Origin of the sequence: Litorerythrobacter xanthomarinus, assembly GCF_046254955.1 — a bacterium.
GTDB lineage: Bacteria > Pseudomonadota > Alphaproteobacteria > Sphingomonadales > Sphingomonadaceae > Qipengyuania_C.
Genome location: NZ_JBJXRG010000001.1, coordinates 1,156,707 through 1,182,878, shown reverse-complemented (window position 1 = coordinate 1,182,878; position 26,172 = coordinate 1,156,707). Strand labels below are relative to the sequence as shown.

The 26,172-nt window shown below is 59.0% G+C and carries 22 protein-coding genes; 5 read left to right on the top strand and 17 right to left on the bottom strand.

The window, feature by feature from the left end:
* Position 1: 1 nt before the first annotated feature.
* From ACEWMW_RS06050 to ACEWMW_RS06020, 7 genes are read right to left on the bottom strand one after another with little or no spacing between them, the layout of a single operon-like run.
* Positions 2 to 1,954: an ASKHA domain-containing protein gene (locus tag ACEWMW_RS06050; protein ID WP_409412992.1), complete on the bottom strand. Its 1,953-nt coding sequence runs from the start codon at positions 1,952 to 1,954 to the stop codon at positions 2 to 4.
* A gap of 7 nt (positions 1,955 to 1,961) precedes the next feature.
* Positions 1,962 to 2,360: a GFA family protein gene (locus ACEWMW_RS06045; protein ID WP_462937816.1), complete on the bottom strand. Its 399-nt coding sequence runs from the start codon at positions 2,358 to 2,360 to the stop codon at positions 1,962 to 1,964.
* Positions 2,353 to 3,252: a methyltetrahydrofolate cobalamin methyltransferase gene (locus ACEWMW_RS06040; RefSeq protein WP_409412990.1), complete on the bottom strand. Its 900-nt coding sequence runs from the start codon at positions 3,250 to 3,252 to the stop codon at positions 2,353 to 2,355. Before ACEWMW_RS06040 ends, ACEWMW_RS06045 begins: the two co-directional genes overlap by 8 nt.
* 13 nt (positions 3,253 to 3,265) lie before the next feature.
* Positions 3,266 to 4,321, bottom strand: a complete 1,056-nt coding sequence (locus ACEWMW_RS06035) for a methylenetetrahydrofolate reductase (RefSeq protein WP_409412989.1) — start codon at positions 4,319 to 4,321, stop codon at positions 3,266 to 3,268.
* Positions 4,314 to 4,757: a methylenetetrahydrofolate reductase C-terminal domain-containing protein gene (locus ACEWMW_RS06030; protein ID WP_409412988.1), complete on the bottom strand. Its 444-nt coding sequence runs from the start codon at positions 4,755 to 4,757 to the stop codon at positions 4,314 to 4,316. The genes ACEWMW_RS06035 and ACEWMW_RS06030 overlap by 8 nt, the downstream gene beginning before the upstream one ends.
* A complete protein-coding gene (locus ACEWMW_RS06025; protein WP_409412987.1) occupies positions 4,750 to 5,484 on the bottom strand; it encodes a DUF1638 domain-containing protein in 735 nt (244 codons plus the stop codon). The genes ACEWMW_RS06030 and ACEWMW_RS06025 overlap by 8 nt, the downstream gene beginning before the upstream one ends.
* Entirely contained in the window at positions 5,484 to 6,170 is a 687-nt protein-coding gene (locus tag ACEWMW_RS06020) for a corrinoid protein (RefSeq protein WP_409412986.1), read from the bottom strand. Before ACEWMW_RS06020 ends, ACEWMW_RS06025 begins: the two co-directional genes overlap by 1 nt.
* Positions 6,171 to 6,352: 182 nt before the next feature.
* Between ACEWMW_RS06020 and ACEWMW_RS06015 the strand changes: the two genes are divergently transcribed.
* On the top strand, positions 6,353 to 7,366 hold the full coding sequence (locus ACEWMW_RS06015) for a GlxA family transcriptional regulator (protein WP_409412985.1): 1,014 nt from the start codon (positions 6,353 to 6,355) through the stop codon (positions 7,364 to 7,366).
* Here ACEWMW_RS06015 and ACEWMW_RS06010 read toward each other — a convergent pair.
* Genes ACEWMW_RS06010 through ACEWMW_RS06000 form a run of 3 tightly spaced genes read right to left on the bottom strand, consistent with a single transcriptional unit; the run spans position 7,363 to position 10,368 of the window.
* A complete protein-coding gene (locus ACEWMW_RS06010; protein WP_409412984.1) occupies positions 7,363 to 8,589 on the bottom strand; it encodes an MFS transporter in 1,227 nt (408 codons plus the stop codon). The genes ACEWMW_RS06015 and ACEWMW_RS06010 overlap by 4 nt on opposite strands.
* 43 nt (positions 8,590 to 8,632) lie before the next feature.
* Entirely contained in the window at positions 8,633 to 9,235 is a 603-nt protein-coding gene (locus ACEWMW_RS06005; RefSeq protein WP_409412983.1) for an HD domain-containing protein, read from the bottom strand.
* On the bottom strand, positions 9,232 to 10,368 hold the full coding sequence (locus tag ACEWMW_RS06000; RefSeq protein ID WP_409412982.1) for a TauD/TfdA family dioxygenase: 1,137 nt from the start codon (positions 10,366 to 10,368) through the stop codon (positions 9,232 to 9,234). Before ACEWMW_RS06000 ends, ACEWMW_RS06005 begins: the two co-directional genes overlap by 4 nt.
* A 286-nt stretch (positions 10,369 to 10,654) precedes the next feature.
* Between ACEWMW_RS06000 and ACEWMW_RS05995 the strand changes: the two genes are divergently transcribed.
* Positions 10,655 to 12,031, top strand: a complete 1,377-nt coding sequence (locus ACEWMW_RS05995; RefSeq protein WP_409412981.1) for an L-serine ammonia-lyase — start codon at positions 10,655 to 10,657, stop codon at positions 12,029 to 12,031.
* 3 nt (positions 12,032 to 12,034) lie between these two features.
* On the opposite strand, the gene ACEWMW_RS05990 is transcribed toward ACEWMW_RS05995, so the two are convergent.
* From ACEWMW_RS05990 to ACEWMW_RS05970, 5 genes are read right to left on the bottom strand one after another with little or no spacing between them, the layout of a single operon-like run.
* Positions 12,035 to 12,544, bottom strand: coding sequence for a sarcosine oxidase subunit gamma (locus ACEWMW_RS05990; RefSeq protein WP_409412980.1), 510 nt, complete (start codon positions 12,542 to 12,544; stop codon positions 12,035 to 12,037).
* Complete coding sequence (locus ACEWMW_RS05985; RefSeq protein WP_409412979.1) at positions 12,537 to 15,398, bottom strand: glycine cleavage T C-terminal barrel domain-containing protein; 2,862 nt, start codon at positions 15,396 to 15,398, stop codon at positions 12,537 to 12,539. The genes ACEWMW_RS05990 and ACEWMW_RS05985 overlap by 8 nt, the downstream gene beginning before the upstream one ends.
* The gene (locus tag ACEWMW_RS05980) at positions 15,395 to 15,667 is read right to left on the bottom strand and encodes a sarcosine oxidase subunit delta (protein ID WP_409412978.1); all 273 of its coding nucleotides are present in this window, start codon (positions 15,665 to 15,667) and stop codon (positions 15,395 to 15,397) included. Before ACEWMW_RS05980 ends, ACEWMW_RS05985 begins: the two co-directional genes overlap by 4 nt.
* 1 nt (position 15,668) lies before the next feature.
* Positions 15,669 to 16,922 (bottom strand): sarcosine oxidase subunit beta family protein, encoded by a 1,254-nt coding sequence (locus ACEWMW_RS05975; RefSeq protein ID WP_409412977.1) that lies wholly within the window; start codon positions 16,920 to 16,922, stop codon positions 15,669 to 15,671.
* A 4-nt stretch (positions 16,923 to 16,926) separates the two neighbouring features.
* Entirely contained in the window at positions 16,927 to 19,431 is a 2,505-nt protein-coding gene (locus ACEWMW_RS05970; RefSeq protein ID WP_409412976.1) for a GcvT family protein, read from the bottom strand.
* A gap of 209 nt (positions 19,432 to 19,640) precedes the next feature.
* On the opposite strand from ACEWMW_RS05970, the gene ACEWMW_RS05965 reads away from it, so the two are divergent.
* Genes ACEWMW_RS05965 through ACEWMW_RS05955 form a run of 3 tightly spaced genes read left to right on the top strand, consistent with a single transcriptional unit; the run spans position 19,641 to position 21,017 of the window.
* On the top strand, positions 19,641 to 19,769 hold the full coding sequence (locus ACEWMW_RS05965) for a hypothetical protein (protein WP_409412975.1): 129 nt from the start codon (positions 19,641 to 19,643) through the stop codon (positions 19,767 to 19,769).
* A gap of 11 nt (positions 19,770 to 19,780) precedes the next feature.
* Entirely contained in the window at positions 19,781 to 20,668 is an 888-nt protein-coding gene (gene folD / locus ACEWMW_RS05960; RefSeq protein ID WP_409412974.1) for a bifunctional methylenetetrahydrofolate dehydrogenase/methenyltetrahydrofolate cyclohydrolase FolD, read from the top strand.
* Positions 20,661 to 21,017 (top strand): dihydroneopterin aldolase, encoded by a 357-nt coding sequence (locus ACEWMW_RS05955; RefSeq protein ID WP_409412973.1) that lies wholly within the window; start codon positions 20,661 to 20,663, stop codon positions 21,015 to 21,017. The genes folD and ACEWMW_RS05955 overlap by 8 nt, the downstream gene beginning before the upstream one ends.
* Before the next feature lie 321 nt (positions 21,018 to 21,338).
* On the opposite strand, the gene ACEWMW_RS05950 is transcribed toward ACEWMW_RS05955, so the two are convergent.
* Together ACEWMW_RS05950 and ACEWMW_RS05945 are read right to left on the bottom strand one after the other, a co-directional pair.
* Positions 21,339 to 23,237 carry a DUF262 domain-containing protein gene (locus ACEWMW_RS05950; RefSeq protein ID WP_409412972.1) on the bottom strand — a complete coding sequence of 633 codons (1,899 nt, stop codon included), beginning with the start codon at positions 23,235 to 23,237 and terminating at the stop codon, positions 21,339 to 21,341.
* 27 nt (positions 23,238 to 23,264) lie between these two features.
* Positions 23,265 to 26,171, bottom strand: coding sequence for a restriction endonuclease (locus tag ACEWMW_RS05945; protein ID WP_409412971.1), 2,907 nt, complete (start codon positions 26,169 to 26,171; stop codon positions 23,265 to 23,267).
* Between the last annotated feature and the right edge of the window lies 1 nt (position 26,172).

Sequence of the window (26,172 nt, the reverse complement as noted above, 5' to 3'; positions counted from 1 at the left end):
CCTATGCTGTCCTGTCGCGAGAGCGACGCCGGCGGCCTCGCCCCTGCTGGTTGTTATCACCCGCCTGCGGCGCGGTTGGAAAAGCCATCGCCTCGACGAAATAGTCCTGGAATTTGGGTTCGGTCGCTGTCTCGACCTTCTCGATCAGCCGCACCGCCTCGACCAGCTTGCGCTGCTCCGCACGATTGAACATCGCCATCGCCGCACCCATGCCTGCGGCATTGCCGATCGAGCGGATCTGCGAGGCTTCTGCCCCGGGGATGATCCCAATCCGCGCTACGTATTCAGCGTCGAGATGGTTGCCAAAGGCGCCCGCCAGCAGCACTTCGTCAAAGGTTTCACACCTGAGATGATCGGTGAGCAGTCGCACACCCGCCGCCAGCGCGGCTTTGGCCAGTTGCACGCTGCGAATATCGGTCTGCTTGATCCAGATCTGCGCGCCGGGCTGATCGACCAGCAGGAACTTCCAGCTCTTGCCGTCCTCGACGAAGCGCGCCGGGCATGCCTCGGGCCGGAACAGGCCTCCGCGGTCGATAAAACCCGCATCAGCCAACTCGACCATGACTTCGAATATGCCCGAACCGCATATGCCGCTGATGCGGTGCGGCAGGGTTGATCCGTCGCTGTCCGACAGCCAATCATCCCGTCCGATGATCCGTACCCTGCTATCACCGGTCGCGGGATCGATCCGCACGCGCTCGATCGCGCCTTTGCTTGCGCGCACGCCGGCGCTGATCTCCGCCCCCTCGAATGCCGGACCGGTGGGCGAGGATGCCGCTGCAACCTTGCCGCCGTGGCTCAGCACAATTTCGGCATTGGTGCCGATATCGACGAGAAGGACGCTGCGTCCATCCATCGCATCTATCTGGGTGAGATAGGCTCCGGTGGTGTCCGCCCCGACATGCCCGCCGACCAGCGGCAACATTGTGACCCTGGCGCTCTCGGATAGCCCCAAATCAAGCAACCGGGCTGGTATCTGGAACTGCTCCTTGACCGCGAGAGTGAACGGCGCCTGCCCCAATTCGACCGGCGAAATACCCAGGAAAAGGTGGTGCATGATCGGATTTCCGACCGCGACAACCTCAAGTATCTGATTCTGGCCAAGGTTGAGCGTCACCCGCGCCTGTTCAAGCATGGCGGCAATCTGCTCGCGAACCGCCTGCGTCAGTTTGTCTTCGCCGCCCTTATTAAGCATACAGTAGGACACCCGGCTCATCAGATCCTCGCCGAAGCGGATCTGCGGATTCATTGCAGAGGCCTCGTAGGCCAACTCGCCCTGCGAAAGGTCGTAGACATAGAGCGCAATGGAGGTCGAACCAATGTCGATGGCCGCGCCGTAGACATTGAACATTTCCGGCGGCCAGATATCGATAATCTGATGATCGTCACGCACCACCGCGATCAAGCGGCGATCGTTCTTTGCGAGGATCGGTTGCAATTTTACCAGCGTACGATGCTTGGGGCTCGTCTCCACACCGAACTGGCGCAGCGCGGCGCTCAGCGCCTCGGCATCGGAAGGATTGTCGTCTAGCCCCTGCTGCGGGAGCTCGAGCATGTAGAGCTTCACCGCCGGATCGAGCTCGGTCAGGAAGGCGACCGAGGCCTTCGAAATGCTGGTCTCGTACTCGCGCGCATCGGCGGGAACATCGACCACCACATCGCCCATAACTTTTGCGCGGCAAGCGAGGCGGCGCCCGGGCGGTAAGCGCCCTTTGTCGACCCCTCGCTGTTCACTTTCGGTCCATTCCGACAGCGCATCTGCTTCGACAGTAACGCCATATTTCGCGTGGCTTCCCGGCTCAACCTCGACCTGGCACCGGTTGCACATTCCCTTTCCGCCGCATATCGACTGCAGGTCGACCCCGGCTGAAAGCGCGACATCATAGACGCTCTGTTCGCCGTCTGCTGTGGCGCGAATGCCCGATGGCGTGAAGATGACCTTATGCTGCGTCATCTTTGCCTCAACAGATCTTCTCGCGATGTTCAATCCACTGCGGCAGGCCGTCGGGAAGGGGGTAGTAGCTGCCTTTCTCGGCAGTGAAAATGTGACCCAGGACATCCATTCCCTCTGTTTCGTCGAGACTGCCAGCGAGGACACTGATGGTCGCGCTTTCGGGCTGACGCCAGAACAGCGGGCTGCCGCATTGACGGCAGCGGGCAATTTCAGAGCTGCCCGAGTGCGCAGTCCATGAGATCAGCCCGTCCCAAACTAGGTTTTCTTTTTCAGTTCGGCAGGCTGCCATAAAATGTCCGGTCGCATAACGGCACTGGCGGCAATGGCAGTACCAAATGTCGCGCAGCCCTTCAGCGCGGTAGGTCACGCTACCGCACAAGCAATGCCCGGATCGAGAGTCAGCCACGACGCCTGCGACTGCCACGACGCCCACCGCGTCCTTCGCCTTCAGCGGGCGGTTCGCGAAAGGTCTTGATCCAGTTGGCGCAATTGGGATCGTTGCCGTTCAGCACATCCGCCGCCTTGATGGCGGGGACCAGGCCGTCATGAAGCGGGTTGAGGATCGCGCTGGTCATCCCTGCGCATTGCAGCATCGGGAGGAACGAATTGTTGATCGCGTGGCGGTTGGGCAGGCCGAAACCAATGTTCGAAGCACCGCAAGTGGTGTTCACGCCCAGCTCCTCGCGCAGGCGACGGATTAGTCGAAAGACGTCCTTGCCCGCCGAGTTAATCGCGCCGATTGGCATGACCAGCGGGTCCACAACCACATCTTCCGGCTTGACCCCGTGATCCTGCGCCCGTTCGACGATCAATTTAGCGATCTTGAAGCGCTCGTACGGATCCTCCGAAATGCCTGTCTCGTCATTCGAAATGGCTACTACGGCAGCATCGTACTTCTTCACCAGCGGAAGTACGCGCTCCATCACTTCGCTTTCGGCGGTGGTCGAATTCACCAAAGCACGTCCCTGATAGACCGACAGGCCCGCCTCGAGCGCTTCGATAATCGAACTGTCGATGCAGAGAGGCACATCGGTGATCGACTGGACAAGTTGGATCGTCTCAGCGAGAATTTTGGGCTCGTCCGCCAGCGGGATGCCGGCATTGACATCAAGCATCTGAGCGCCCGCTTCGACCTGTGCCAGAGCATCAGCCTGGACGCGCGAATAATCGCCTTCCTTCATTTCAGCAGCGAGCAGCTTGCGTCCAGTTGGGTTTATCCGCTCCCCAATCATCACGAAAGGCTGGTCAAAGCCAATCACGACTTCCTTAGTGGCGGAACTGAGTACTGTACGTGACATGCGGGCGTGATCCTTATCCTTGAGCCGCCTGGTATTGGTGTCCGATGTTGACTTGCAGCGCATCCTCGGCGCTAGCGAGTGCCCATGGCTTGCGGTCGCCGAGCACTTTGGAGCGAGTGACGATCTCGCCTACGAATTGCTCCTGCTTATAGGCCATCAAATGGATGCCGCTGATGCCTTCTATTTCGGCCAGCTGCTGCATCAGTTCGACCGCAATCGCTCGGCCTTCCTCGCGCGGCCTTTCCGCCTGTTCGAGGCGGCGGACGATCTCATCAGGTATGTGCACACCAGGGATTGCGCTGCGCAGCCACATCGCAGTCTTCGCGCTGGCCAGCACGCCGACGCCCATCAGGACGAAGCACTTGTCACCGAGCCCCCTGTCGACCGCGCGCTTCATGAAACTGCGCGCCATTTCCATATCGAAGCAATATTGCGACTGCACGAACTGCGCGCCTGCCGCGACCTTCTTGGCGAATTGATCGACGCGGTTGGCGATGGGCGGAGCAAAAGGGTTGATCGAAGCACCAAGGAACAGGCGCGGCCCTTCGTCGAGCTTGCGGCCTGAAAGAAAGCGCTCCTCGTCGCGCAGGGTGCGAATCGTCTGCAGCAACGAGACACTGTCGAGATCGAATACGGGCTTGGCTTCGGGATGGTCTCCCACACTGACATCGTCGCCCGAAAGGCAAAGGACCGAGCAAACTCCCAGCGCCGCGGCACCCAGCGCTTCGCCCTGAATCGCTATCCGGTTGCGATCGCGGCAGGACATCTGGATGATTGGTGAGTAGCCCACGCGGGTCAACAGCGCGCAAACACCAAGGCTGGACATATGGCAATTCGCTCCTGATCCATCGGTCGCGTTGATCGCATCGACATAGCCATCGAACAGCGCGGCGCGATTGAGCACTTCATCAGGATCGGCACTATCTGGCGGAGCGATCTCGGTGGTGATCGCAAATTCACCGGCACGCAGCACGCGTTCGAAGCGGCCGTGCGAGCTGTATCCTTCGCGCATCGGCAGCGGATCGCCCGGGTTCGCGCCATATTCGTCAAAGGTATAGTCCTCAGTCATCGCGCGCGAGCTTCAGCCAGGAAGATTTGCCCTTGTTGCGCTGATCGACCGCAAACTGAACTTCGTGGATAGCCACACTGCCTTCGCGCATACGGCTCGCGCCATCCCACGCGGCATGCCAGACGCAGCGCATCTCGGGCTTGACCTCGCACATGCCATTTTCGCGCACCCCGCCGCAGGGGCCGTTGCGGATCGTCTTCGGGCAGTTCATTGGGCAAGACATGCCGGTGCTCGACAGCACGCAATTGCCGCACATCTTGCAATCGAAGAAAAATTCCTTGCCCACGCGCTCGACTGCGGTGATCGGCCGGTCGAGACTGCGACCGAAGACCTTGGTCACGCCGCGCAGGAAATAGACGATAGCCGGATTAATCGCGTGGTAGACTCGCTCCAATCCGCGCGAATGGCGCACCGACCACAGGCGGACGCTATACATGTGCATTCGTTCCGCTGGCGATAGACATCGAAGCAATGGCTGAAGCCAGATCGCCATAGCCGACATCGCGGAAAACGTAGTTCAACCCCAGCCGCTCGGCCGCTTCTTGGGCCTTGATCCGCAGCAGCGGGGTGTCGGTCTGGGCAAGGTATACGAGGTCGCGATAATTTCCGAACAAGGTCTCGAGCATTTCGGGATGCCGGTCGAGCGCCAGCCCTTCCCAGATGAGCCGGTCAAAGTGCTTGACGAGGAAATCGGTCACGAAGAAGCTGCCGACTTCGTTGTCCGTGATCTCCTGGAACATTGGGCTGGTGGCGTAGAATTCGTAACAATGCGCATGCGGCAAACGCTCGGCATCGTGCCGCTCGAGCACTGCATCAAGCGCGCCGCCGGTCCCGCAGTCACCATACCCGATCAGCACCTGTGAGTATTTCGCGCGGTGCATGGCGAGAAATTCGTCCACCCGCGGCGCGATCTGCGCCGGGCGGTTGTGCAATTCGGCCGGAAGGCAATGCAGAACGAGCTGATCCTCGCTGATTCCCAGTTGTTCGCGCAAGGCAATGATTTCATTGGCAAGCGCACCGCAGGCCAGGATCAAAAAAGGTCCGTCAGGATCGCGCGAAGTTCTGGCAAGGCTCGCCCCGACCGTCCCCGCTTCGCCTTGCGGCTTGGCGCGGCGGGCAAGTCGCGACTGCCGTCCGCCCGATCGGCGAGCGGCGCCTCCCATCAGTGGTTCTGCCCGACCAAAGCGCGGGCAAGCTCGGCGCTCATCGCCGCATCGCGGCCATACTGCGTCGCCCCGATTGCATCAGCAAATTCCTGGTTAAGCGGCGCGCCGCCGACCATCACCGGGAGCTCTTTCATGATACCGCGCTTGTCGAGTTCCTCGATAACCACACCCATGTAAGGCATGGTGGTAGTGAGCAGAGCCGACATGCCAAGGATCGCTGGCTCATGCTCGTCAATTGCGGCTAGGTAATTCTCGATAGGATTGTTGATACCGAGGTCGATGACTTCGAAGCCGGCCCCTTCGAGCATCATGCCGACAAGGTTCTTGCCGATGTCATGAATGTCGCCCTTGACCGTCCCAATGACATATTTGCCAAGGCTCGCCTTGTTCTCGCTTGCGGCAAGGATCGGGCGCAGCAGTTCCATGCCCGACTTCATGGCGCCTGCGCATTGCAGCACTTCGGGCACGAAAAGGATACCGTCGCGGAAATCTATCCCGACAATCCGCATTCCTTCGACAAGCGCGTCGCTGAGAACCTGGTTGGCATCCCAGCCGCGTTCGAGAAGTATTTGCGTGCCTTCGTGAACCTCGTCCGCCAGTCCGTCGTAGAGGTCGTCTTTCATCTGCTCGACCAGATCGTCGTCATTCAGATCGCGCAGAATGATATCTTCTTGGTCACTCATTGGCCGCCTCTCCCGATTGCGACCGGGACGGCACTGCGCCACCCGGGAATCCCCCTGTTTCGGAGGTTGCCAGGAAAATGGTCCTCCCCGCCGAATCTGTCTATTCCGGATGCGACATCTGATGCTACGAAAGCGACAATTCCGCAGTCCGCCGGACTGAGGCAGCGGGAGTCGAACTGGGCATGGTAAAAAGCCAAGACATCGCCAACGACATTGCGCCTGCGCGCAACTTCACATTCCTGCTCGTACCCGAGTTTTCGATGATTGCCTTTACCGCGGCAATCGAGCCATTGCGCGGAGCAAACCGCGAGGCGGGACGCCAACTCTATTCATGGAACGTCGCCACACTCGACGGCGGCGAAGTTAAAGCCAGTAATGGTGTGAGCGTGGTTGCGGACCGCGCTATCAAGGATATCGCCGCCGGGGGCATACTACTGGTTTGCGCCGGTCTTTCCGCTGACAAACATGCCGATCCGGAAATCCTTAATGCGTTGAGATTGCAGGCGCGGCGTTGCGAAGCTTTGGGCGGCGTGTGCACCGGCAGCATCGTCCTCGCCCGTGCCGGTCTGCTCGATGGCTATCGCTGTACAGTCCATTGGGAAGACCTTGTCAGTTTTTCCGAGAACTTTCCCGAGCTGGAGATCACCTCGCGCTTATACGAAATCGACCGTGACCGGGTGACCTGTTCCGGTGGGACTGCGCCGCTCGACATGATGATCCACTTCATCGCGCTAGACCATGGCCGCGAATTGGCAACCGGCGTCGCCGAGTTGATGGTCCATCACTTTGCGCGCGAGGCGCATGAGCCGCAGCGCCTCTCGATTCTGGAGCGGACGGGTGTGCGCCACCCCAAGTTGCTCCAGGCGATTGCGCTGATGGAAGAAGCGATCGAACTGCCCGTTACTTTGGACCAGATTGCTGAAGGAGCCGGGCTTTCACCCCGACAGATGGAGCGGCTGTTCCAGATGCACTTCCAGAAGACGCCTTCTCGTTATTATCTCGGCTTGCGGCTCGCCCGTGCACGGCACCTGCTTGGGCATACCGCGCTGCCAGTTGTACAGGTTGCGCTGGCCACTGGTTTCGTTTCGCCCGCCCATTTCACCAAATGCTATCGCGAGGCGTTCGGCAATACTCCGAGTGCCGAGCGGCAAGCGCCGGTCAAGGCGCGCCTCGCGCTAGGCAAAACGTCCTCCTAGTCCTGGCTGCGCGGATCGAATTCGAACACTGCGGGCGTGGTCGGCCGCGCGATAACGAACCCGTCCTGTTCGCTTGCCGGAACATTGCGCCGCCGCACGATGCGGTAGAGACCGAACAGAACCAGTCCGGCATGCATCATCCCAGTGTAGCCGAACAGGGCTGATGGGCCGAAGCTTGTCATTATCAGGGGTGAGGCAAGGGGCCCGGCTACCGACCCCAGCCCGTATACCAGCAATAATCCGCCACTGATTGCGACAAAATCTGCCGTTTCCGCATGATCGTTGGCATGAGCCGCTGCCAATCCGAATATGGCCATGGCGAACACACCATAGGCGGCCGCGCCGGCCAACATGGCGAATTCAGAGATTGCCCCTGTCATCATGAGCACAGCCCCGGATACCGCTGCTCCCAAAGCCGCAAGGATAAGGATCGAACGCCGATCAATCACGTCAGACAGCAACCCAAGCGGATATTGCGCCGCTGCTCCGGCCAAGATCGCCGCGCTCATAAAGCTTGCGATCATCGCCGAACCATATCCCATCTGCTGGACATAGATCGGCCCGATCGACCAGAACGCGCCATTAGTGAGGCCAACCACGAAGCAACCGGCGACTGCCAGAGGCGAAACCGCCCACAAACGCCTAAGGTTGAGTTTTGCTTCGCGAGGCGGCGCGGGATGCTCGATCCGAGTCAAAGCCACTGGAACAATCGCCAATGCGATTAGTACCGCGACAAGCGAGAACAGCACAAAGCCGCCGGGATCGGCCAGCAGCAGCAGGTATTGCCCCACAGTCATCGCGGCGAAATCGATGATCCGGTAAATTGCCAAGACCTGCCCCCGATTGGCATTGGTCGCGCGTTCGTTGATCCAGCTCTCGATCAGCATATAAAGGCCGGCGAAACTGAAGCCGACGATGACGCGAAGCCCGGTCCAAAGCCAGGTCGAAGGTTCAATGGCGAAGATCAGGCTCGAAGCTGCAGCGATGGCAGCGAGCGCAGCGAAAACACGAATGTGACCGACCCGTCGGACCATTTCCGGAGTCATTGCGCAGCCGAGGATGAAGCCCGCGTAATATCCCGCCATGACTATGCCGATCGACTGCAGTGGAAAGCCTTCGATATTGGCCCGGATCGAGGTCAGAGTTCCAAGTAGCGCGCCCCCGGCAAGCAAGATCGCTGAGGAGACAAATAGCGAACCCAGCGCTAGGAAAATCCGGGTCATGTCGATCCTTCCGCAACGAAACGACCCACTGGCCGCGAGCAATTTACGCGTCGAACCGCGTCACATATCCAGGCCGCAGATTGTCTTCGAGCCAAGCCTCGCGCAAGAACACCTCTTCAACTTCTGGCGCAAAACTTTCCAGATCGTCGCTTTCAAAGGCTGGGTCAAAGCTCGTCTGGTCCCAGACCTCGCAGAAGTGAGCAGTGGCTTCGAAATGCGGGCAGCCGCGATATTTCTCACGTGCTTCGGGATCGAGGCCAACCTTGTCACCATAGTACTTGAACTGGAAAATTCCGTGGTGCTGGACGGCCCAGGTGCATTCCTCACGCACATAAGGTGCGATCATTGCAGCAGCTAGCGTGTCATGGTTCTGCGGCGCGAGTTCGTCACCAAGATCGTGGATTAGAGCGGATACCACCCAATCGGCATCCGCTCCGGCACGGCGAGCGCGAGTGGCAGTCTGGAGAGAATGTTCAAGCCGCGAAACTTTGTAACCCGATAGACCTTCGCCCATGGCCGCCAGTCGAGCGAGAATGCGGCGCGGTAGGTCAGACTTGAACGCGGTTTCATGCGCATCGAGTAGCGCGTAGTCCTCGGCAGTGCCTTGATCCATGCGAGTGAAGGAGACGGTCCGATGCTTGCTCATGCCGCCTCCCGGCCCAAGCTGGCCACCCCATCGCGCATAAGTGTACGCCACAAGCTACGCGGCCCGTCATGGTCAATATAGCAGCCTTGCAAGTGCCTCTTGCCGCTGGTTCCGTCGAAGGCGGTGCGGCCATGCAGTGTGCGCCGATTGTCCATCATGAGCAGCAAGCCAGATTCGAACGGAAAACTCAGCTGGAATTCGGGATCATTCGCCATCCGCTGCAGCCGCCTGCGCCCGGCGTAAAAGAGGTCCAGCTCTTTGGGGTCTGCCGGTAACACGTAGTCGAGCCGCGAACTCAGCCGAACTCCGATAAGGCGACCGAGATTGTCACGCTCGATCAGCGGGCTCGTATCTTCAACGATGCAGCTTGAAGTGTCATAGCGGAAGCGCACCGGCAGTTCCTCCAGCGCACGTGCTTCTTGCGGCGCAATTTCGGCGATACGCTCGACCAGCGCTAAACCGTCAACGACGGTTGAAAAGCCGCCTGCAACGCTATTCTCAAGGCAGTGCAGGAACTGGATGCCCGGAACGGGAAACCGGTAAGGATTGTCAGTATGCGCCGCCAACGCCAGGCCCGTGTAGGCAAGATCGGTGGCAACCGGTTTGGAATAGACATCGAATAGTCTGCCCCAGTTTGTCTCGCGAATGTAGCCGAAGCGCTGTGCAAGCTCATCAAGATCGCCTGCTTCGCAGGGCGTACCGCGAATGATACAGAAACCTCGCGTAAAGAACCCTTCGAGAAGCAGGCGCATCCCGTCAGGATCATCGAGTTCAGAAAAGTGTGCAACCGGGATTTCTCCCGAACTTCTCGTCCAGGCAATGGGAGGTGGTGGAGCCTCCAAGTCGCTCTCCCAACCGCACTCGATCAGCAAGCGCTCAGGGTCGAAATGGCCATTATACCCGTCGCTGAATGTGATGGTGAAACCATCCACGCCGCCCACATCAACTACACGCAGGTCGTCCGGAAGGTCGTTGGGCTCGTAAAGGCGCTGGTGATTGAACGAGTCCACTGCATGGGGTTCGCTCACTCGCTCGCGTAGCCACACAGGATGCAAGACAACACGCTGCGCATTACCTTTGGAGAGTATGGCACCGCCCGAATGCGGATCAGTAGCAAGAACGACACTACTCACATGCATAGCAACTCTCGCTGCCGTTGGAACTGGCGAGCGGTCTGCCTGAAACCCTCAGAATAGAGAAGCCATTCAAACAATAGCGCTTCCTGCTACATCCCGCTCCACGGCGGAGGCCAGGTCGAATCTACCATATCTTTCAGCATGTTGAGCGAGATCGGCAGCCACTATCAGTCACCTTTCAACTGTCGATAATTTCGGCTTATCTCGAATGGGGCATCCACATGCCGCTCGACCGCTGAGCCCGATCAGTGCATTTGCAGCCAACCAAAGGAGAGGACGCCTGATGAGCGTAAGCCTGTTCGAATTGTTCAAGGTCGGGGTCGGCCCGTCGAGCTCGCATACGACGGGTCCGATGGTAGCCGCGCAACGCTTCAGCGCCATGCTTCGCGAGATGGATATGCTCGGGCAAGTCGCACAAGTTTCGGTCGATTTCTATGGCTCACTGGCGCTGACCGGAAAAGGGCATGGATCGGACAGCGCGGCGATGCTGGGTCTTGCTGGGCACGAGCCGGCCAGCCTCGATCCGGACCGCGTGCCGGAGTATCTTGAGGCCATGCGCCAGAAGCAGGAGATCGCGCTCCTCGCGGAGCAGCCAGTCGCTTTCGAAGAGGAGCGCGATCTGCGTTTTCACTTCAAGGATCGCATGCCGTTTCATTCGAATGCAATGGCTTGCGAAGCGCGCGATAGCGCAGGCAAAATCCTATTCCGCCGCATGTACTATTCGATCGGTGGCGGCTTCGTGGTCGACGAAGTCGAAGCTGGGAACAATGCGCCCTCACCTATGGATACAGGGGTGCCATTCTATTTTGCATCAGGCGCGGAATTGCTCGAGATGTGCCAGAATGAAGGCCTCTCAATCGCACAATTAATGCTGCGTAACGAATGCGCACGGCAACCCCTTGAGCAGGTCGAGCAAGCGATCGACGCCATCGGCGAAGCGATGATGGCCTGCATCGACAGGGGCTGCCGCGAAGAAGGTATTCTCCCAGGCGGGCTCCAGGTGAAGCGCCGCGCGCCGCAGATTGCGGCGGAGCTGCGCGCGCGGCAGGAAGCCTCGCTCAGCGAGCCGCTCGGCACGCTCGACTGGATCAATCTTTGGGCGATCGCCGTGAACGAGGAGAATGCCGCCGGCGGCAGGGTCGTAACCGCCCCCACAAATGGCGCGGCCGGAATAATCCCGGCGGTCCTTCGATACTACGAGCGCTGCTATCGCGGCACCACCGAGGGCAAGCGGACATTCCTGCTCACTGCGGCCGCAATCGGGGCGCTGTACAAGCGCAACGCCAGCATCTCGGGTGCGGAGGTCGGTTGCCAAGGCGAGGTCGGGGTCGCCTGCTCGATGGCGGCGGCTGGTCTGACTGCGGCTTTGGGCGGCGACATCTGGCAGGTCGAGAACGCGGCGGAGATCGGGATGGAGCACAATCTTGGCCTCACCTGCGATCCGGTCGGCGGATTGGTGCAGATTCCGTGCATCGAGCGCAACGCGATGGGCGCGGTCAAGGCGATTGACGCCAGCCGCCTCGCGCTGATGGGCGATGGCAGCCACATGGTCAGCCTCGACAAGGTGATCGAGACCATGCGTCAGACCGGGCGGGACATGCGCCGCAAGTATAAGGAAACCTCGAAGGGAGGTCTCGCCGTCAACGTGGTGGAATGCTGAGCCTTAGAGTTCGCTTGCCGACTTGGTAAGAACACCCCAGACGAATTCGGCGAAACTGCGCCAGACTTCGATGATGTAGCGGTTTTCGCTTTCCCGAATGAGGATTATTTCCACGCCCTCAAAGATCGTGCGCTTGCCGTTTCCGACCGGAAACTTCGAAAGATCGAGAGGGTTTCCGCCCTGGATCACCTCGGCGGCGCGCTGACCCTCAACGGCAATGGCAATCTGCCGATCCGACACATCGACGACGCTCACCGGATCGCCAAGTTTCCCTGGTGCGGATGTTTCCAAAGGCATGCGCATCAGCCATTCGTCGGGGCCGAGGCAGATTATTCCGTCGCTGGACGATCCGATCGCGCGCGGCAGCCCTCCACCGATCAGGCGTTCGAGCAGGTCGGCATCGCGAGCGCGCAGCGAATAGCGCGCCAAAGGCGGTTCGAGTGCGACCTTCGCGCCAGCGAACTCGACGGGTGCCAGCGGCACAGGCTCGATGCGGCGGACTGCGTCAGCCATTCAGCCGCTCTCCCTTCTCGTCATAGAACACCATGCCAGTTACCTTGGCAGCGATGGTCTTGCCGGGCATCGGGATATGGAGCGTGTCGCCCATGCGCTCATGCCCGCCGGCAACCATGGCAATCGCAATCGAACGGCCCAAGGTTTCGCTCCAATAGCTCGAGGTGACATGGCCAAGCATGGTCATCGGCACGGGCTGGTTGGGATCGGCGACCACTTGCGCGCCCTCCTCCAGCACTTCGTTCGGGTCGTCGGTCAGAAGGCCGACGAGCTGCTTGCGCCCCGGCGCAACGATGTCCGGCCGGGTAAGGCTGCGCATGCCGACGAAATCGGCCTTCTTCTTGCCGATCGCCCAGTCGAGCGCCGCATCCATCGGGGTGATTGTCCCGTCGGTATCCTGGCCGACGATGATATAGCCCTTTTCGGCGCGCAGCACGTGCATGGTTTCGGTGCCATAAGGGGTGATGCCGTGATCCTGTCCTGCTTCGAACAGCGTTTCCCAGAGGGCGCGGCCATAGGCAGTTGGCACGTTGATCTCGAATCCGAGCTCGCCGGTAAAGCTGACGCGGAAGAGGCGGGTTGGAACGCCGCAAATCGTACCCTCTCGCACGGCCATATGCGGGAAGGCTTCGGGCGAAAGGTCGATGCCTTCGACGAAGGGTGCGATGACTTCGCGCGCCTTGGGGCCTTGCAGCGCGATGACCGCCCATTGCTCGGTCGTGCTGGTCAGCCAGACATCGAGGTCGGGCCATTCGGTCTGGAGGTAATCCTCCATCATGTTCAGCACAGGCGGCGCACCGCCGGTAGTGGTGGTGAGGTGGAAGCGATCCTCCGACAGCCGTGCCGATACGCCGTCGTCGGTGATGAAGCCGTCTTCCTTGAGCATCAGGCCATAGCGGCAGCGGCCCGGCTCCAGCATCTTCCACGGGTTCGTGTACATGCGGTTGAGGAATTCCGCCGCGTCGGGTCCGACGACCTCGATCTTGCCCAGCGTCGACGCATCGAAAATGCCGACACCGTTCCTGACCGCCAGGCATTCGCGATTGACAGCAGCATGCATGTCCTCGCCGGCTTGCGGGAAATAGCGTGCGCGCCGCCATTGAGCGACCGGCTCGAACACCGCGCCCTGCTCATCCGCCCAGCTGTCGATATTTGTCTTGCGGGTGGGCTGGAACAGCGCATCCTTCGCATGGCCCGCCATCGCGCCGAAGGTCTGCGGCGTATAGGGCGGACGGAAGGTCGTCAGCCCGATCTGCGGGATCGGTCGGCTGAGCGCCGTGGAGGCAAGTTGCAAGCCATTGAGATTGCTCGTCTTGCCCTGATCGGTCGCCATGCCGGTGGTGGTGTAGCGCTTGATATGCTCGATCGACTTGAAGCCTTCGCGCACCGCGAGCGCGATATCCTTGGCGGTCACATCGTTCTGGAAGTCGACGAAGGCCTTGATCGTGGCCGGATCCTTCGGCGTCGGGAGACGGTCGAGATTGATGCCGTCGCCGAAGCTCCATTCGCCGCCGCATGCGCCGACACAGCGGACGTTCTCGTGCGGCTTGTCGGGCAGATAGGCGCCCCAGTCTTCGTTCCAGGCAATCGAGCCCTTTGAGTGCGACCACAAGTGAATGCTCGGGGTCCAGCCGCCCGCCATCAGGAGCGCGTCACAAGCGATGCTCGCCCCGCGCGTGCCATCGTTTCCGGCGACGCTGATGCCCGACGCCGAGTGCCGCCCCTTCACATCGATCACGCTGGCATCGAGCTGGACGGGGATACCCCGATCGCGCGCTCCAACAGCCAGTTCTTCCGACACCTCGGCACGATATTCGACGATTGCGGCCACCTGCACGCCTGCATCGTGGAGCGCGAAGACATCGTGCCAGCCGCTGTCGTGGCAGGCCATCAGCGCGACGTTCCGCCCGACCGCGACGCCATAGCGATGGAGATAGGTTCTTGCCGCCGAGGCCAGCATCACTCCGGGCGTGTCATTGCCTTCGAAAACCAGCGGTCGCTCGATCGCGCCTTGCGCCAGCACCACTTCGGCAGCGCGGATACGCCAGAGCTTCTCACGCGGGCCGCTACCGGTATCGGAGAGGTGGTCGGTCAATCGCTCGACTGCGGTGATGAAATTGTCGTGATAATAGCCCAGCGCCGTGGTGCGCCGCAGGACGCGTACATTGGCCGCTTTGTCGAGATCGCGCACTGCCGCCTCAAGCGCATCCCACTGCGCCGGATCGCTCAGCGCGCCGCCGCCGAGTTCGTCCTGCTCGTCGACGAGCACCACCCTGCCCCCGGCCTTCGCCGCGGCCAGCGCTGCTTCCAAACCAGCGGGGCCAGCGCCGATGAGCAGCACTTCGCAGTGGAGATATTCGGCGGTATAGTGATCGGGATCGGGCAGTTCGGGTGCGTCGCCCAGCCCTGCCATATTGCGGATCGCGGGCTCATAAAGCTTTTCCCAGAAGCTGCGTGGCCACATGAAGGTCTTGTTGTAGAAGCCCGCCGGGAAAAACCGCCCTAGCCGGTCATTGATCGAGCCGATATCGGTCTTGAGCGAGGGCCAGCGATTCTGGCTGCGCGCGTCTAGACCCTCGTATATCTCGACCGCTGTCGCTCGCAGGTTGGGCGTGAAGCGCCCCGGTCCGCGTGTCACAGAGACCAGCGCATTGGCCTCCTCGGTCCCCGCCGACATCACGCCGCGCGGACGGTGGTATTTGAAGCTACGGCCGAACAAGGTCTCGCCATCGGCCAGCAAGGCGCTTGCCAAGGTATCGCCCGCAAAGCCGTGGCGGGTCTTGCCGTCCCACTGGAACGCGACCTGCTGCGAGCGGTCTACCCGGCCCATTCCCTCTACGCGCCAGCCGCTCACTTGCGTGGCTCCCCTGTCTTGTACGTCACCTCGAACCGGTCGCTCACCGTGTTGCGCACGGCGTTGAAGAAACGTCCGCAGCCGAAGCTGTGGCGCCAGCGTTCATGATGGCGACCGCGCGGATTGTCGCGGATGAAGAGGTATTTCTCCCATTCCTCGTCCGAAAGTGCGGAAGGATCGAGCGGGCGCGCAATATGCGCTTCGCCGGCATAGGTAAACTCGACCTCGGGCAGCGTCTGTTCGCAGTAGGGGCAGCGGATCAACAGCATATCAGTGCGCCACCGCCGCGGCAGCAGCCTCGTCGATCAGCCGCCCGTTGCGGAACCGTTCGAGCGTGAAAGGTGCATTGATCGGGTGCGGTTCGTCCTTGGCGATGGTGCAGGCGAGCAGGTCCGCCGCGCCTGGCGTCGCCTTGAAGCCGCCCGTGCCCCAACCGCAATTGACGTAAAGGCCCTTCACCGGCGTCTTGCCGAGGATCGCGGAGCGGTCAGGCGTGACGTCCACCGTCCCGGCCCAGCTCCTGAGCATGCGCATGCGGCGAAAGATCGGGAAGATCTCGCAGATCGCGGCGATATTGTGCTCGATGATGTGCGAAGCGCCGCGCTGCGAATAGCTGACATACTGGTCGGTGCCCGCGCCGATCACCAGCTCGCCCTTGTCCGACTGGCTCATATAGGCGTGGACCGTGTTCGACATGACCACGCAGGGGAACACCGGCTTCACCGGTTCGCTCACCAGCGCCTGCAGCGGAAAGCTTTCCAGCGGGAAGTCGAGCCCGGCCATCTTCATGATTAACGAGCTGTTACCCGCCGCCGAAACGCCGATTTTCTTTGCACCGATGAAACCACGCTCGGTTTCGACGCCCTCCACTGCCCCGTCAGCCCCGCGGCGAATGCCAGTGACGGCACAGTTCTGGATGATTTCGACCCCGAGCGCGGCGGCCGCCCGGGCATAGCCCCAGGCAACACTGTCATGCCTCGCCGTGCCGCCGCGCCGTTGCAGCGCAGCACCGAGTACCGGATAGCGTGCGCCCGGATCGATCGAGAGCGGCGGGCAATATTCCTTGGCCTCCTCCGGCGTCAGCCATTCATTGTCGACACCGTTGAGGCGGTTGGCGTGGATGTGGCGTTTGAAGCTCTGCACATCGTGGACATTGTGCGCGAGCATCATCACACCGCGCTTCGAATACATGACGTTGTAGTTGAGCTCCTGGCTCAAACCGTCCCACAGCTTCACCGCATGGTCGTAGAGATGCGCGCTCTCGTCATAGAGATAGTTCGAGCGGATGATGGTCGTGTTGCGGCCCGTATTGCCGCCGCCCAGCCAGCCCTTCTCGATCACCGCGACGTTGGTGATGCCGTGCTTCTTCGCCAGATAGTAGGCCGCGCCAAGCCCGTGCCCGCCGGCGCCGACGATGATCACGTCATATTCCTTCTTCGGGGCGGCGTCGGGCCATTGTTCGGGCCACGACTTGTGGTGGCCGAGTGCCTTGGCAAACAGAGAAAGGGCGCTGAATTTCACCATGGGATCAGGCGCGCAAAGCCTCGTTCTCGGGGTCGAAGGGACTGTCAGGGATGATCACCGCCTTGTGGCGCTTGCCCAGGATCGCAATCTCGAGCTCGGTGCCGACTTCTGCCAGCTCCGGGCGGACCATCGCCAGCGCCAGGCTTTTACCTACTCGCCAGCCAAATCCGCCCGAGGTCACGCGCCCGACGAGCTCCTCGCCAAGATAGATAGCTTCCGATCCGCGGGCATCGGCGTCAGTCACGTCCATGACCTCCATCGTCACCAGCGTATTGCTGAGCCCCGCAGCCTGCCGTTCGAGCAGCCGCTCGCGGCCATGAAAATGCTCTTTCTTCTTCGAGATAAAGCGATCAAGACCGCTTTCATGCGCCGAGTATTCGATCGAAAGCTCGCGCGGGATCAGCTTGTAGCTTTTCTCCATCGCCATCAGCGTCATTGCGCGGATCCCGAATGGCTTAATGTCGAATTCAGCACCGGCTTCCATCAGCTTGTCGAAGATGTAATTCTGCATCTCGATCGGGTGGTGAATCTCCCAGCCCAGTTCACCGATGAAATTGACCCGCAGCGCATCCACGGGTGCGGTACCGATGCTGATCTTCTGCCCTGTTAGCCAGGGAAAGCCTTCATTCGAGAGGTCTGCTCTCGTCACCTTGGCGAGCACATCCCTCGCGCGAGGACCAGCCAGAACCAGAACGCCCATCGCAGTCGTCAACCGCTCGAAGGTCACCGAACCATCGGTCGGCATGGCCTTCTTGAGATAGTCGTGATCGTGCCGCTCGTAAGCCCCGGCAGAGACCAGGTAGAACTCCTGCGGTCCGGTCTTGTAGATCGTAAATTCGCTGCGAACCCCGCCCTCTTTGGTGAGGAGGTAGGACAGGCAGAGACGGCCAATGGTCTTGGGTACGAAATTGGTCAGCAACTCGCCCAGCCACTCTGCCGCTCCCGGCCCTGCAATGCGGCACTTGGCGAAAGGCGACATGTCTTGGATGCCGACCTTGCTGGTGACGTGCTTCACCTCGTTGCCGACATGCTCGAAATAGTTCGAGCGGCGGAAGGACCATTTCTCGCGGATCGACTCGCCTTCAACATGCGGATGATTGTGATTGAGCAGCACGTCGGGCCGGTCGAGATCGCTGTCGGACAATTCATAGCCGTGCGGCGCGAACCAGTTCGGTCGTTCCCAGCCGAAGACATTGCCGAAGACTGCGCCCAGATCCTTCATCCGATCGTAGCACGGCGTGCGGCGCAGCCCGCGCGCAGCCTCGCGTTCTTCGTCCGGATAGTGAACGGTGAACACCTTGGCATAGGCTTCCTCGTTCTTCTCGATGAGGTAACCCTCGTCCGCATATTCGCCGAAGCGGCGCGGATCGACGCCCATCATGTCGATGGTAGGCTCGCCGTCCACAATCCAGTGCGCCAGCTGCCAGCCTGCGCCACCCGCCGCGGTAATGCCGAAGCTATGGCCTTCATTAAGCCAGAAATTCTTGCGATCCCATGCCGGGCCCACGATCGGCGAACCGTCGGGCGTATAGGCGATAGCGCCGTTGTAGACTTTCTTGACCCCGACCTCGCCAAACGCGGGTACGCGGTCGATCGCGGTTTCGATATGCGGCATCAGCCGGTCCAGATCGTCCGGGAACAGCTCGTATTCGCTGTTTGCTGCAGGCCCGTCGACATAGCAGGCAGGCGCACCAACCTCGTAGGGGCCAAGCAGCAGGCCACCAGCCTCCTCACGCATGTACCAGCTGGAATCGCTCTCGCGCAGCACACCCATCTCGGGCAGGCCCTTGGCGCGCCTTTCCATGATCAGCGGGTGCTGGTCGGTCACGAAATACTGGTGCTCCACCGGAATAACCGGAATATCGAGCCCAACCATGCGCCCGGTCTGACGCGCGAAATTGCCCGTGCATGAAACCACATGCTCGCAAGTGATGTCACCCTTGTCGGTCGAGACCACCCATTCGCCATTCGCCTTCTGCGTGATGCCGGTGACGGTGGTGTTGCGGTGAATCTTCGCTCCGCACTGACGCGCACCCTTGGCCAGTGCCTGGGTCAGGTCGGCAGGCTGGATATAGCCGTCATCCGGATGACGTATCGCGCCGATGATGTCGTGCGTTTCGCAAAGTGGCCAGATTTCCTTGACCTCGTCGGGCGTAAGGAAATCGACATCGACCCCGATCGTCTTCGCGACGCCGGCGTAGTAATGGTATTCGTCCATCCGGTCCTGCGTCTTGGCAAGGCGGATGTTCGAAACGCGCGAAAAACCGACGTTGAGCTCAGTTTCCGCTTCCAGCGTCGGGTAGAAGTCCACCGAATACTGGTGAATCTTGCCGACCGAATAGGACAGGTTGAAAAGAGGCAGCAGGCCTGCCGCATGCCAGGTCGAACCGCTGGTCAGTTCCTTGCGTTCGATCAATACCACATCTGACCAGCCGAGTTTGGCCAAGTGGTACAGCGTGCTTACTCCCACCACGCCGCCGCCTATCACAACAACCCGTGCGCTATTCATCACACTCACCGGCACAATCCAATCAAGACCATGGGACAACCCCTGCGGCTTTCTATGCCCCGCCGCGGGGCCTGTTCGCAACGCACACGCGCTCCATTCGGCATACTAATGTTGGTGATTAGCCATGACCTCTCTGGAGAATCCGCCAACTGAAAAATTGCCTGATTTCTGCGGCTTTGAGGCTGTGCTGCAGCCGACTTTCTTGCTTCATGGTCGCACCTAGTATTGCCACGCGTAACGGTACCTATGGCTGCAAGGGCGAAGCCAGATTGCTTTCGATCCTGCACATCGTCATCTGGCGCTCGGCATCGACGCGGGCGGGAAGATCCGTTCGCTAACACGGAATGGCATGGGGATTATCGGTGTGGCGCACATAATCGACGGCAGCGCGCTCGCACGCAAGTTGGACGATGAGACTACTGCGGGTATCGCCGGGCTCACCAAATCAGGATATTACCCGCCCGGGCTCGCGGTGGTTCTGGTCGGCAGCGATCCGGCGAGCGAAGTTTATGTCGCGCACAAGATTCGTGCCTGTAGGCGCGTTGGTATTGAAAGCTACGAGCATCGTATGCCCGAAGGTACTTCGCAGGATGCGCTGCTGACGCTGATCGCTCGGCTCAATGCCGATCCGACCGTTCACGGCATTCTGGTGCAGGTCCCATTGCCGCGGCATATCGACGCCGGAGTACTTCTCGGTTCGATCGATCCGGCAAAGGATGTCGACGGGTTCCATCCGGTCAACGTCGGCCGGCTGTCGACCGGTACCGGAGGCCTCGTTCCCTGCACGCCGCTTGGGGTCCTGAAACTGCTCGACACCGTGATCGACAACCTAACCGGCCTCAACGCAGTCGTTATCGGTAAGTCCAACATCGTTGGCAAGCCGATCGCGATGCTCCTGCTGGAGCGCGAGGCCACGGTGACCGTCACCCATATCGAAACGCGCGGCCTGCCCGAAATCGCCCGACAGGCAGACATCATTATCGCAGCTGCAGGATCACCTCGCCTGGTCAGGGGCTTCTGGGTCAAGGAAGGCGCCGTGCTGATCGATGTCGGAATTACCCGGGTTGCTCGCTCAAACGGCGGTGAGCGCCTTGTTGGCGACATCGCCTTCGACGAAGTCGAGCACGCCAAGGCCGTCACACCGGTACCCGGCGGTGTCGGTCCAATGACCATCGCCTGCCTGTTGTCCAACACGCTCAAGGCAGCGCGCAATGCAAGGAACCACAAAAATGGGTGAGCTTCAATCGATCACTATCGTGCGCGTGCGCGATTATCCGGTTCTGGCAGACATTGGCATCAATCCAGATGAAATTGGGCGGCGCCAGCCGCTCGTCGTCAGTGTCGAGGTCGAAGTGGCTGCAGGCTCGGTGAACGATATCGGCGAAACGGTCGACTACCGCCGCATCGTCGCAGAGATCGACGGGCTTGCCGCAGTGCACATCCCTTTGATCGAGACCTTTGCACACAGGCTTGGCGAAACTTGTCTTGCGATGAGCGGTGTGGTGGGCGCGGATATCTCGATCGACAAGCCATTCGCAATCACGCGCGGGATGGCGGGGACTAGCATTAGAATCTTTCGAGCTTAGCACTAGGCGTTCGGAGCGAGAGCAGTTTCGAGAGGTCGTACAGAGATCCGTGGCGACAACTGTGTTTGAATGCCTCGCTAGCCAGAGGCTTGGAGTGCACTGTCGAGCTAGTTGCTCTCAGGAGGATCGCATTATCTGCTGCATTGGTGCCAGAAGAGGACTCGATTGAACCCTTTAAGTTACTGATATTACGATCTTATATCAATTCGAGGGTTTTAAAGGCCCCCGATTAGGCCCCCAGTGCAGGGCACCTGAACATAAATTCTCACTCTACGGTCGACCTCCGCAGCCTGTTCAATTAGCCAGAGATTTCGCCTTATTTCAGCTTAAGGGGATTTCGTCCTCAACGTTTGACAAACCGGGCCAAACTCTGTGCACCGCCTCCGCCAGCCTTTCGCCTCGATCCCTAATCTCTTCTTCTCCCCATTGATCGTTCTCGGCGATATCGCGGTTTAAAGCGAGTAGAGACTTTCCAATTCTCTCTCGCTTAAAATCCCAGCCCTCATTGCCATTCACTGTGTTCGCTGGAGGTGTGAGAAGCGTTAGGTTTCCTAACGTATTCTTGGCTCGCTCGCGCAAATCCATTTCTTCTCGCATTTCTGGTGAAACTGAGTGCCCCGCGTCAACGGCTGCGAAGAAGTCCTCGGAGGGCGCAATTCCGCTCTTCTTTAGAGGCCAATTCTTAGCCCATTTGTCGGGTAGGATATGCTCAATCGAGAGGTTCTCGATTGGGATATTTTCGTCAAATTTCGTGCGTAGCTCTCTCTCAAGCTTGGTAAGGATGTAGCGGAGTTTTTTTGAGCCCAAGTTCCCGTAGGCATTTTCCCTGTTGGCCGCCCCTATAAGGTCGGAATGAGTTGGCATCCTGGATGTTGGCGCAGTTAGCGAGCCAACATATTTGACGAGGCCAGCCAATGGGCTCTCGGCTGATTTCATCGCATCGATCATATTCGGAGCGATTTTATTGTAATTCTTGTTCGAACCACCAATCAAATCGCGACGAACCACATAGTCTTCGATTAAACGAAGAATTTCAGTCTCTTCCTCGTCCGGCATTTCTTGGTAGGCAGCCCATAGAGCCACGGGATGGAAGGTCGACGTGTCCCAAACTTTGGTAAAATTACCATATCGCCCAAGTGCGTTCGAGGTGTCGCCTTCCTCGATTGCGCGGTATGCATTCGCATAGTGAAGAAGACTCTCAATCTCAGCCTCGACGGAGGGAAAAGCCATTCGCAAAGCGAAGTTCTTGTAGGCATTCGAAACCTGACCTGCGGCGACTTCTTCACCGGTTTCTGCGACCAGGCTATGAGAGATCAAGTGATCAACTCTCGGGCGCTTCAGTCGCCCCTGCTTTACCTCTTCCTTCCAGAAGTCAGTCTCCAGTTTGGACCAGTGTTTCTCGAACAGGGTATCATCATTTTCGAGGCTCAACCGTGCACGATGGAAGATGTCATTTCTAATCAGGTCAAAAGCAGTGAGTGGCTCCGCATTTCCATTCAGTGATGCGAAAATCACCTGCGCATCGTCTTCTTTGCCAAGCTGAATGACAACAATCTGAAAAGAGTGGAGAAACCCTGAAAGCAACGCATTCAAGACCTGCTCAACAGAGAATTCCTCTCCCTTTTTCTCATCAATATACTCGGCAATTACCTCTCTCAAATACCAATAGGCTGCGAGCAATTTCGGTGCTTGGCCCCAAATCAGCTTCCCGTTCTTGTAGAAGAACTCTGGAAACTCAGCGCGAATTTCATCAGCAGACTTGGTTGCGACAGCCAAGAAGAACGGGCGGTCAAAACTCGATGACCAAAGCTTAAACCGTTCCTTCTCAGGCTCAGCCATTCCACCACTTATTGCATTAAAGAGATACTCAGAGACTGCATTCGAGATTTGTTCGCAGCCATTCTCCTCCGCGCTATCGCGCAGCGCAGCTAGCACTAGATTGAAGGTAGTAATGCGTTGTTGTCCGTCGACAAGGAAGCGCTTGTTAACAGTCCCAAACGGCTGGTCAGTCGGCTGTGAGTAGATAATGGCACCAACGAAGTGAGGTTTTACATCCTCGCCATCTAGCTTCTCCTCTGCCCTCTCACGCAAGTCGTTCCAGAGTGTGGGTATCTGCTTATCCTCGCGCGTTTCCCATGCGTAGTGCCGCTGGTAGACTGGGATTACCCATTGCTGCCTCTCTTGCAGAACATCGTTCAGCTTCCAGTCTTTCGCGTGCAATTCTCGTCCCCCTGATTAGTTCGCGCCTCAGAAATCCACCTCGGCCAATTCCGTAACAACTGCGTAGTCTTCGCCGAGCGTTGCGAAATGCTTCTTCCCGCAATCGGTCTTCTGGTTCTCCTGTTGTCGACGCTTCCCGCGCTCCAGCGTGCTTTTCGTCTCACGAACGAAGAAGAGCTTTTCATGCCGTGCAGTCACAAACGCCCAGTCGGGATTATATGGCCCGACCGGCGTATCAACCACGAACCAGCCGGGTAGTTTGCAGAAGAACTTTACATGCTCGTTCACATCGAGCGCCTCGGCGAAATCGCGCTCAACCTCGCTGTCATACTCGACAAAATCGTAGAGCGTTCGGTCCTTATTCTTCACCTCATAAAGACGGTTCAGATAGCGCGTGATGCCCTTTTCGGCTTCCTGCTCGAACCGGGCCATCTCGTAATGAGCCCCATCGATTTTTTCATACTTGATGCCGTCGATCATCAGGTCGTGCAGCGCGCCTTGAATTTCCCGTGCTGCGTGTAGGATAAAAGTCTGAGGGTTGCCGATGAACTCATCGAGCTTGCCGCATTGCTTCAAGATTTCAGCCAGCGTGCTCCGCGTAAGTTCAGTTTCGCGTTGAAGCTGCCCCAGGATGTCGGGAAGTTTCCCGGACCGTCGCGAAGTGCTTACCTTGCGATCAAGCACGCCGCTGGCAGCTACACCCGAGTGCTCGACTGATACTGCAACCTTTTGAGCTGAGATCACAAGCGGGCTGATATGTTCCATACCCTTTATGCGCTCGACAGCTTTTTCGATGAGGTCTTCAGTTGAAAACTCGACACGATAGCGTGTCCTCTGGCTGATCCGGTGCCACAGCGCCTTGAAGTCGTCCCCCATGTGAACCTGCTTCCGAAAGCTCAGAGTCCGCTTATCGCGAGTTGGGCGGACATGACGCGAAATGAGGTAACGCCGCAGTTCGTCTTTTACCGGCTTAGCAATGTCCTCGTGTCCCGGAAGCTCGAACTCGAAAGTGAGGTCGTCTGGTCGGAAGTTGTCAGTATCCACCACACCTTTGCTGTCGAGGTAGCCCTGCCTTCGTAGAGTTTCCCAAACTTCGCTTGAGCCATCGACGCCGAGTGGCTCTTCATTGTCGCCAACCTTGCGGATCATTTTTGCGAAAGCGTCACGCGCTACCTCGCCGAACTTGACGCCGCTTTCGCCTTCGTACTCGGACTGTAACGTCTTGGCGAAGGACTGGTAATCCTCGTTGGAGATCACAACCAACCGGTTAACCGACTGGTCCTTCACTCGCTCGCCATCTGTGTTCACGGGCAGACGAAGTCCGCGGCCGATCTGTTGGCGGCGACGCATCGTGCTCCCGACAGCTTGTAAGACGCAAATTTGGAAGACGTTCGGGTTGTCCCAACCCTCGGCCAGAGCAGAGTGGCTGAAGATGAAGCGTAACGGTGTCTTGGGATCGAGCAGCCGCTCCTTATCAGTCATGATGAGATGGTAGGTATCTTCATCGGCCTTGGTCTTGCCGCTGGTGTCCTTGGCTTTCCCTTTGCCATCTTTTGAGAAATAGCCGTCGTGCACAGCCTCCGCAGGATAGGTCGCGACATCCGAGTAGTGCTTTTCTGCAAGCTCGGAGTAGGTGTCCTCGAACCACTTCCCGACCGGACCGAGACTTGTGGCCCCGTTGTCACCATAGATGCGGTAGTCAGCCACTCGATCTAGGAAGAATAGAGTGAGGACTTTAATTCCCTGCCCTTTCATCTCGCGTTCTTTGCGCAGATGATGCTCAACTGCGCGCTCAATCATGAGCTTAGTCACATCATCCGCAGCGCCACCCATCTCTTCATTCAATTCGAGTTTGAGGCCGTTCTGAAAATGCAGCGCCTCAGCCCCCGGCGTCGCGTCAATTTCCGAGACCATCAGGTCGGTGTAACTCTGATGCTCCTTGGACTTCTGGAAGAGCGTGTCGCCCTTCTTCACTGTGACTTTGCCACGCTTTGGACCGCCAGCTTGCATCTTAAAGATTTCGATCTGAGCTTGAATGGGTGACTTCGTATGGTCAGCCTTGAGGAACTTTACATACGGGTCGGATGAACGATCATCTGCACCGACGCTATCGACCTCAATTCGCTTCACAAGTTGCCGCTCGAAAGCCTCTACTGGCCCGAGGCGGAAAAGCAGATTGCGCGTGTCCTTATGGGTTGCAGAGTAACGGAAGATCGCTGCTGGATTGAGCCTCTGGATGGCCGCAGCGGCGTTCTCCGTGTCCATGCGCTGCGGTTCGTCGATGATGACGAAAGGATTAGTTTGCGAAAGAAAGTCGATTGGGCGTCCGCCCATCTTGTCGCTGTCGCGATAGATGATGTTTCCGCTCGTCTCTCCTTCGCCAGCGTCCTTGATGAAAGCCTGGATGTTCATGACCAAGAACTGCAAATGCTGCCCGCCCGCGAACTGCCGCACGCGGGAGGGATGCTTTGAGTCATAGACATCGAAATTGAATGGCATCGCGTCATAGAGCCTGCGAAAATGCTCGCCCATGACCTCGAGGCTCTTAAGAACCCCCTCGCGGATCGCGACCGAGGGAACGACGATGATGAATTTGCGGAAGCCGTATCGCTGCGCAAGTTCGAATGCGCTTCGCAAATAGACATAGGTCTTGCCGGTGCCTGTCTCCATCTCGACCGCAAAATCGAGTTCATCTATGTCGCGAGCAGAAGAAACATCGTTCGCTTCTTGAACCGCCTCGAGGTTCTCAAATATCTGATCGTTGGACAGAGTGATCGCATTGCCCAGTCCATGCTCAGTTTGGATCAAGCCATCGGTAATAGCCGCGCCCATCTCGGTCTCAACAGTGCCGGTCGCCTGCCCTTCGAACAGGTCCGCGACCGCAGAAACTGCAGAGTGCTGGTAATCCAGCGAGGGATCAAACTTGAGCTTCATC

What these genes read in the sequence shown, in the direction of transcription:
- ACEWMW_RS06050 (WP_409412992.1), bottom strand. Translation starts at nt 1,954, where the DNA reads ATGACGCAGCATAAGGTCATCTTCACGCCATCGGGCATTCGCGCCACA.
- ACEWMW_RS06040 (WP_409412990.1), bottom strand. Translation starts at nt 3,252, where the DNA reads ATGTCACGTACAGTACTCAGTTCCGCCACTAAGGAAGTCGTGATTGGC.
- ACEWMW_RS06035 (WP_409412989.1), bottom strand. Translation starts at nt 4,321, where the DNA reads ATGACTGAGGACTATACCTTTGACGAATATGGCGCGAACCCGGGCGAT.
- ACEWMW_RS06030 (WP_409412988.1), bottom strand. Translation starts at nt 4,757, where the DNA reads ATGTATAGCGTCCGCCTGTGGTCGGTGCGCCATTCGCGCGGATTGGAG.
- ACEWMW_RS06025 (WP_409412987.1), bottom strand. Translation starts at nt 5,484, where the DNA reads ATGGGAGGCGCCGCTCGCCGATCGGGCGGACGGCAGTCGCGACTTGCC.
- ACEWMW_RS06020 (WP_409412986.1), bottom strand. Translation starts at nt 6,170, where the DNA reads ATGAGTGACCAAGAAGATATCATTCTGCGCGATCTGAATGACGACGAT.
- ACEWMW_RS06015 (WP_409412985.1), top strand. Translation starts at nt 6,353, where the DNA reads ATGGTAAAAAGCCAAGACATCGCCAACGACATTGCGCCTGCGCGCAAC.
- ACEWMW_RS06010 (WP_409412984.1), bottom strand. Translation starts at nt 8,589, where the DNA reads ATGACCCGGATTTTCCTAGCGCTGGGTTCGCTATTTGTCTCCTCAGCG.
- ACEWMW_RS06005 (WP_409412983.1), bottom strand. Translation starts at nt 9,235, where the DNA reads ATGAGCAAGCATCGGACCGTCTCCTTCACTCGCATGGATCAAGGCACT.
- ACEWMW_RS05995 (WP_409412981.1), top strand. Translation starts at nt 10,655, where the DNA reads ATGAGCGTAAGCCTGTTCGAATTGTTCAAGGTCGGGGTCGGCCCGTCG.
- ACEWMW_RS05990 (WP_409412980.1), bottom strand. Translation starts at nt 12,544, where the DNA reads ATGGCTGACGCAGTCCGCCGCATCGAGCCTGTGCCGCTGGCACCCGTC.
- ACEWMW_RS05980 (WP_409412978.1), bottom strand. Translation starts at nt 15,667, where the DNA reads ATGCTGTTGATCCGCTGCCCCTACTGCGAACAGACGCTGCCCGAGGTC.
- ACEWMW_RS05975 (WP_409412977.1), bottom strand. Translation starts at nt 16,922, where the DNA reads ATGGTGAAATTCAGCGCCCTTTCTCTGTTTGCCAAGGCACTCGGCCAC.
- ACEWMW_RS05970 (WP_409412976.1), bottom strand. Translation starts at nt 19,431, where the DNA reads ATGAATAGCGCACGGGTTGTTGTGATAGGCGGCGGCGTGGTGGGAGTA.
- ACEWMW_RS05965 (WP_409412975.1), top strand. Translation starts at nt 19,641, where the DNA reads ATGGTCGCACCTAGTATTGCCACGCGTAACGGTACCTATGGCTGCAAG.
- folD (WP_409412974.1), top strand. Translation starts at nt 19,781, where the DNA reads ATGGGGATTATCGGTGTGGCGCACATAATCGACGGCAGCGCGCTCGCA.
- ACEWMW_RS05955 (WP_409412973.1), top strand. Translation starts at nt 20,661, where the DNA reads ATGGGTGAGCTTCAATCGATCACTATCGTGCGCGTGCGCGATTATCCG.
- ACEWMW_RS05945 (WP_409412971.1), bottom strand. Translation starts at nt 26,171, where the DNA reads ATGAAGCTCAAGTTTGATCCCTCGCTGGATTACCAGCACTCTGCAGTT.